This is a genomic window from Thiocystis minor, from assembly GCF_016653465.1.
GTDB lineage: Bacteria > Pseudomonadota > Gammaproteobacteria > Chromatiales > Chromatiaceae > Chromatium > Chromatium minus.
Map to the genome: position 1 here is coordinate 1 of NZ_NHSQ01000146.1, position 6144 is coordinate 6144.

General features: G+C 62.9%; 9 protein-coding genes. 7 read left to right on the top strand and 2 right to left on the bottom strand.

Features of this window, described 5'->3' with window-relative positions:
- The first annotated feature begins 257 nt into the window (after positions 1 to 257).
- Positions 258 to 1169 (top strand): alpha/beta fold hydrolase, encoded by a 912-nt coding sequence (locus CCR95_RS19630; RefSeq protein WP_201097639.1) that lies wholly within the window; start codon positions 258 to 260, stop codon positions 1167 to 1169.
- Between the two features lie 390 nt (positions 1170 to 1559).
- On the top strand, positions 1560 to 1829 hold the full coding sequence (locus CCR95_RS19635) for an NHLP leader peptide family RiPP precursor (protein WP_201097641.1): 270 nt from the start codon (positions 1560 to 1562) through the stop codon (positions 1827 to 1829).
- A 361-nt stretch (positions 1830 to 2190) separates the two neighbouring features.
- Here CCR95_RS19635 and CCR95_RS19640 read toward each other — a convergent pair whose 3' ends face one another.
- Positions 2191 to 2514 carry a type II toxin-antitoxin system RelE/ParE family toxin gene (locus CCR95_RS19640; protein ID WP_201097643.1) on the bottom strand — a complete coding sequence of 108 codons (324 nt, stop codon included), beginning with the start codon at positions 2512 to 2514 and terminating at the stop codon, positions 2191 to 2193.
- Positions 2511 to 2834, bottom strand: a complete 324-nt coding sequence (locus CCR95_RS19645) for a type II toxin-antitoxin system ParD family antitoxin (RefSeq protein ID WP_242523362.1) — start codon at positions 2832 to 2834, stop codon at positions 2511 to 2513. The genes CCR95_RS19640 and CCR95_RS19645 overlap by 4 nt, the downstream gene beginning before the upstream one ends.
- 297 nt (positions 2835 to 3131) lie before the next feature.
- Here CCR95_RS19645 and CCR95_RS19650 point away from each other — a divergent pair, with 297 nt between their 5' ends.
- The 5 genes from CCR95_RS19650 to CCR95_RS19670 form a co-directional block, all read left to right on the top strand.
- Entirely contained in the window at positions 3132 to 3404 is a 273-nt protein-coding gene (locus CCR95_RS19650; RefSeq protein ID WP_201097645.1) for an NHLP leader peptide family RiPP precursor, read from the top strand.
- A 117-nt stretch (positions 3405 to 3521) separates the two neighbouring features.
- Positions 3522 to 3749 (top strand): hypothetical protein, encoded by a 228-nt coding sequence (locus CCR95_RS19655; RefSeq protein WP_201097648.1) that lies wholly within the window; start codon positions 3522 to 3524, stop codon positions 3747 to 3749.
- Positions 3750 to 3837: 88 nt separating this feature from the next.
- Positions 3838 to 4119, top strand: a complete 282-nt coding sequence (locus CCR95_RS19660; RefSeq protein WP_201097650.1) for an NHLP leader peptide family RiPP precursor — start codon at positions 3838 to 3840, stop codon at positions 4117 to 4119.
- 435 nt (positions 4120 to 4554) lie between these two features.
- The gene (locus CCR95_RS19665; protein ID WP_201097651.1) at positions 4555 to 4830 is read left to right on the top strand and encodes an NHLP leader peptide family RiPP precursor; all 276 of its coding nucleotides are present in this window, start codon (positions 4555 to 4557) and stop codon (positions 4828 to 4830) included.
- A 388-nt stretch (positions 4831 to 5218) separates the two neighbouring features.
- A partial coding sequence (locus CCR95_RS19670) for a TOMM precursor leader peptide-binding protein (protein WP_201097653.1) occupies positions 5219 to 6144 on the top strand: 926 nt, incomplete at its 3' end.

Below are 6144 nucleotides of genomic sequence, written 5' to 3' on the forward strand. Positions count from 1 at the left end.
AGGAGAGCGCCGTACCGCCCACGAACCGCTCCCAGTGCTTGGAACCGGCCAGCAACTGCTGGATGTTCAGTTCCTGGGTGCCCTTGGTGCGCAGCCTGGTACTGAGGCATCGGGATCCGGGAGCAGGCAGTCTTCTTTCTCGATGCGCGGGCTGCCTGCGTGAAGCGATGGGAGTGAAACTGGACTAACATAGGGAAATCTGCGGCGCCGATGATTATCACAGCGCTGTTTTCTTGCCTTGGAATGGTGCCTGGCCGATGCGACTGAATCCGATCCGCCCACTGTTACTGTGCCTGCTCGGCTGGCTGACCCTGGCACCGGCGCTTGCCCGAACCGCCGACTGCCAGATTCAGACCGCGCGCCTGACGCTGGATGACGGCATTGCCCTAGAGTATAGCCAAGCGGGACAGGGGCCGCCGGTGTTGCTGCTTCATGGCTTGTTCGCCAGTAAGGAACAATGGCAAAGGTTCCAATGCCAACTGGCGGCCGACGGGCGCACCGCCATCGCTCCCGACCTCCCCGGCTATGGCCAGAGCAGCGGTTTTCCGCTGGCCGATTACCGGCTGCGGACGCAGGCCAAACGGTTGCACCAGTTCATTGCAAGGCTCGGCCTGACCCGCTTCGATCTGGCCGGAAATTCTCTCGGCGGCGCCCTGGTGGCTGTCTATGCCAGGAGCTATCCCCGACAGGTGCGCACCTTGGCCTTCATCGGCGGTCCTTTCGGACTGCTGTCCTGGGGGCAGGAGGTCGAGGCCGCCATCGAGGCGGGCGTCAATCCCTTCATCCCCATCACGTTGGCCGAACTCGATCTGGAACTGAGCCTGCTGTTCGTGATGCCTCCGGATCTCCCCGAGGAGGACAAGCGGGCGCAGGTGGCCGAGTATGTCGCCAACAACAGGCACTATCAGCAGGTGTGGAATATCGTCAATCTGGATGACCGAATCTTGGCCCGGAATCTGGGCGGTCGCTGGCCGACCTGGATCTTCTGGGGCCAGTCGGACCGGATCTTCCCGGCCGAAAACGGCGTCCGGCGGCTGCGCCAGTTTTATCCCCACGCCGAGTTGCACACCCCGGCGAAGGTCGGACATCTGCCGCATCTGGAACAGCCCGAGTTGACGGCGGATCTTTACCTGGCATTTCTGTCGGCCCATTCACCGCCCTTGCCCTGAACGTGGGCTTTCAGGAGCAAAAACAGCAACAGGATTTCGCCAAGACCCGCCTGAATGATGAATCGACAGGAGGAGCCTGCTGCTGGAGATGCGCGACATCGCCAAGGAGTTCCTGGGTGTCGGGGTGCTCGACCGGGTTGCGCGGGGCGCAGTTTACGCGATCTGCGAGGAAAGATAGCCGTCTGATCTGATCGCTGTGCTAAACCCTTGATGCAGCTCTTGTGTTCCGCAGACTAATCAAAAGGGCATGTATGGATTCTCCGTTGGATGGCGATAGATCAATTGCACATCCCATGGGCGTATGATCCCGGGGCGAACTGCCGCGCGGGTTCGGCTCCTCACCCGCCGCCGCGTGACCTCACGAGGCGCTTTTAACCACAGGATCACGCCATGAACGACCAAGCGAAACAGTATCAACAACTCATCGCCAAGTGCTGGGCGGATGACGCCTTCAAGCAGCGGCTGCTGGACGATCCGGCTGGAACGCTGACGGCGGAGGGGATCGAGGTTCCCGCCGGCGTCAGCGTCAAGGTTGCGGAAAACACCGAGCAGGTGTTTCATCTGGTGATACCCGCCCGTCCCACTGATCTGTCTGACGATGCTGTTGGTATTGTGTACGGTGGGCGGTGCGGTCAGTTTGGCACGGAGAAGTGTGGGTGATCTTTGATCACAAGGTATCAATAGAGGATACGCGAGCCCGCTGGGCTCGCGTCAAGTCGCCACCGCTGTTGCACCCAAGTGGCCGGAGGCCGTTTCGTCGGGGCGAAGCGAAGGACCGGTGAGGTGAAGTCGCTTGAGGGCCGTGATCCAGAGGCGGGTGAAGCGCCCCACTTGATCTTTCTGGCTCCCACGCTCCAGCGTCATTGCCATTAAGTTAAGCCGTTCGTGGTGAGCTTGTCGAACCATGAACGGCTTAATGCTCAGAGGCTTAGGATTTTCCGTCCGCCCTTCGACAAGCTCAGGGCGAACGGAAAATCCTTAACTTAATGGCAGTGACGCTGGAGCGTGGGAGCGAGCGAAACTAGGTTTCGTCGTCGAGGTCAGGAATTTTTTTGTTCCCGAAGTGGGCATCGATGTCCAGCGCGCCATGAAGAACCCGGATGATCCGGACGACTCGGCCATCCTCCATGAAGAAGATCACGTAATTGCCATGGGCACAGGCGCGAATGCCCACGCCGAGTTCAGGTCGTTGTCGGTAGGCCTGGGGCGCCTGTGCGATCTTGCGGCACTGCGCACGCAGTTCCCGGATGAAACTGACGGCGTGGTGCGGGTTGTCCTGGACAATGTAAAGACCGATCGCGTTCAAATCGCGCTTGGGCTGTGCCGTATAAACCGGTCGCGTCATTTGGCTCGTTCGGCCATGGTCTGAAGCTTGGCTTCCAACTCGTCAAAGACGTCTTCTTCCGAGAGAACAGGCCCACTGGCAAGCCCGACCGCAATGGCCTCGCGCAACGCCTGGAGCTTGGCGGTCTGTGTCGCCTCGCGTTCCTCAAGCAGACGCAATCCCGCGCGGACGACCTCGCTCGCGTTGTTAAAGCGACCAGAATCGACCTGTTGCCGGATGAAGCTTTCAAAATGAGGGCTGAGAGCAACACTGGTGGGCATCGCTGTTCTTCCTGATAGGTTAATAACAGTTATTGCATCCAGCCCCTCAGCGCGTGTCAAGTCAGAGTCATCGTGATCGCTCGGCGTTGGTTGAGTCGGTGGACTCCGTTTAGGTCTCCGCCATCAGTTCGACAACTCGGAAGCGGACGATGGCATCGGTGCTGGAGCCTTTGCAGACCGACCCCGGTTGCCTCAAAGAAGCCGGCGCGCACGGGCGATGCGTCGGTCGATGGATGGATCGTTGCAACCATCCCGCTCCCATTGGCGTAAACTCCCGGCGCGGACCGCGGCGCGGGTTCGGCTCCTCACCCGCCGCCGCGTGACCTCACGAGGCGCCTTTCACCACAGGATCACGCCATGAACGACCAAGCGAAACCGTATCAGCAACTCATCGCCAAGTGCTGGGCGGATGAGGATTTCAAGCAGCGGCTGCTGGCCGATCCGGCCGGGACGCTGGCGGCGGAGGGGATGGCGGTGCCCGAGGGGGTGACGGTGCGGGTGGTGGAGAATACCGCCCAGGCAGTGACGCTGGTGATTCCTCCCCGCCCGACGGATCTTGCCGATGAGGCGTTGGAGGGGCTTGGTGGTGGGTTATCCGAAGCGAGTTCACATTGTGATTATTGCCAGTAGGTACTGGTTGAATAAATAGGAGCAAGCCGGAAATGTCGCGATTCGGACTAGACATCGCACCAAGCGGCCACCCGTGCGGATCCGACCGGCCGAGGGACGTTCAGCCAGGGGCGTTGAGTGGCCGTCGCGGTGGAGTCGCTTGAGAACGGTGATCTAGAAGCGGGTAAAGCGTCCTTTGGCACTAACCCGACCGCGTCGTCCGCCGTGCAGCCATTCATACCAACGTCGTACGTATTGCCGGAGCCGGTGGTGATCGGCGCCTTGCTCATGAAGCTGGCGGACACGGGCGAGGCGTCGGTCGAGGATGGATGGATCGTTGCAACCGTCCCGCGCCCATTCGCGTAAACTCCTGCCGCGATCTGCCGTGGCAGGTTCGGTTCCTCACCCGCCACGGCATGCCCTCACGAGGAGCCTGTAACCACAGGAGCACGTCATGAACGACCAAGCGAAACCGTATCAGCAACTCATCGCCAAGTGCTGGGCGGATGACACCTTCAAGCAGCGGCTGCTGGCCGATCCGGCCGGGACGCTGGCGGCGGAGGGGATTGACGTTCCCGCCGGAGTCAGCGTCATGGTCGTGGAAAATACCGAGCAGGTGTTTCATCTGGTCATCCCCGCCCGACCATCCGAGTTGTCCGACGATGAATTACGGGGCGCGGATGGAGGCTCCGATGCTCGTGAGTGTTTCGGTGACGCGTATCCGTATTTGGGTTAGGAATTCGCGCAGCTTTGTGTCACTAGAGGATACGCGAGCCCGTTGGGCTCGCGTCAAGTCGCCACCCCTGTCGCACCCAAGTGGCCGGAGGCCGTTTCGTCGGGGCGAAGCGAAGGACCGGTGAGGTGAAGTCGCTTGAGGGCCGTGATCCAGAGGCGGGTGAAGCGCCCTCCTTGATCTCTTCTGAGGTGCTGATCTGCCCGCGTCGTTCGCCGTGCCGCCATCCAGACCAAGGTCGCACAGACCGCCGGAGCCGCTGGCAGTCGGCTCCCGGTTCGTGACCGCCGGCGCGCACGGGTGATGAGTCGGTCGATGGATGAATCGTTGCAACCATCCCCATTGGCGTAAACTCTCGGCGCGGACCGCCGCGCGGGTTCGGCTCCTCACCCGCCGCCGCGTGACCTCACGAGGCGCCTTTCACCACAGGATCACGCCATGAACGACCAAGCGAAACAGTATCAACAACTCATCGCCAAGTGCTGGGCGGATGACACCTTCAAGCAGCGGCTGCTGGCCGATCCGGCCGGGACGCTGGCGGCGGAGGGGATGGCGCTGCCCGAGGGGGTGACGCTGCGGGTGATGGAGAATACCGCCCAGGCGGTGACGCTCGTGATTCCGGCCCGGCCCACGGAGCTGATGGATGAGGCGCTGGCCGGTGTTGGGGGCGGTGGGCTTCGGGATTGGTGCGCTAATTCTGATAGTTTCGCTTAGGTTGGTGTCTGACGGGCAAGCTGGGGTAAGGCGAACCGCAAGGTACCGCCGTCATGGGCGAATCCCAAGCGCCCGACCAGCCGGTGGCCGTTCAGTCAGGGCTTGGTGAAGCGCCGTCGTTGTGGAGATGCTGGAGGACGTGAATCCAGAGGCGGGTGAATCGCCCCTTGGTCGTGACCCGGCCGCGCAGCCCGCCGTGCAGCCATCGATACCAACGTTTTCTGGCTCCCACGCTCCAGCGTCGCGTCTGCCAGTTGGCGCGGTGCGATGGGTTGAGACGGGCCGCTGGAGCGGCCCGACGACACTCCCACGCTGGAGCGTGGGAGCGAGCGAAACCCCTTGGCGGTCTTGCCGATCCACCTTTCCCAAGCATCAAGAGCCTCAGACTGTGATCCAGCATCCCATCTTCAAACCCCATCTGACCCCGGCGGTCATCCCCGGCGAGGGCGTGCTGCTGCTCTCCGAGGACGGTGCCCGCGCCCTGCATGGCAGAGTCTATGAGCGGCTGGCGCCACTGCTCGATGGCACATGCAATCCCGATGATCTGGTCGGCGCGCTGGCCGCCGAGTTCGATGCCGCCCATGTCTATTATGCGCTGATGCTGCTGGAGAAAAACGGTCACCTCCAAGAGGCGGCGCCCGCGATTCCCGCCGGCATCGCCGCGTTCTGGTCGGGCCTGGGCCTGTCGGCGACGGCGGCGCTCGCCGCGCTGGCGGAGCAAACCGTACAGCTTCACGAGGTTGGCGAGGTCGATGCCGCGCCCCTTCATGTGGCGCTCGACCGGCTGGGCATCCGCCGGGTGGAGCGCGAGGCGACGCTGGACCTGGTCTTGACCGATGATTACCAACGCCCGGCGCTGACGGAGCTGAACGCGACCTTTCACGCTGCCCGACAACCCTGGCTGCCGGTGAAACCGGTCGGTCACGAACCCTGGCTCGGGCCGCTGTATCGAGCGGACGAACCCGGCTGTCACGCCTGTCTGGTCAAGCGCCTAGCGCGGCATTGCGCGACCGAAGGCTTTGCCGCGCGGGCGCTGGCGCTGACGGAACCGCTGCTGACGGCGCGCGCGGCGCTGCCGGCGACCCAACAGCTCATGGCCGAGCTGGCAGCCATCGAGATCGCCAAGTGTCTGGCCGGCGCCCCGGTGACGGTCGCGGGCGCGGTGGTCAGTCTCGACGCCTACAGCCTGGCGATGCGCACCCATCGTTTGCTGGTCGATCCCGCCTGTCCGGTGTGCGGTCAGTCGTCCGCACCGGAGCCGCGTCCCGTGGCGCTGGTCTCGCGCAAGGTGCATTTCATGCAGGACGGCGGACA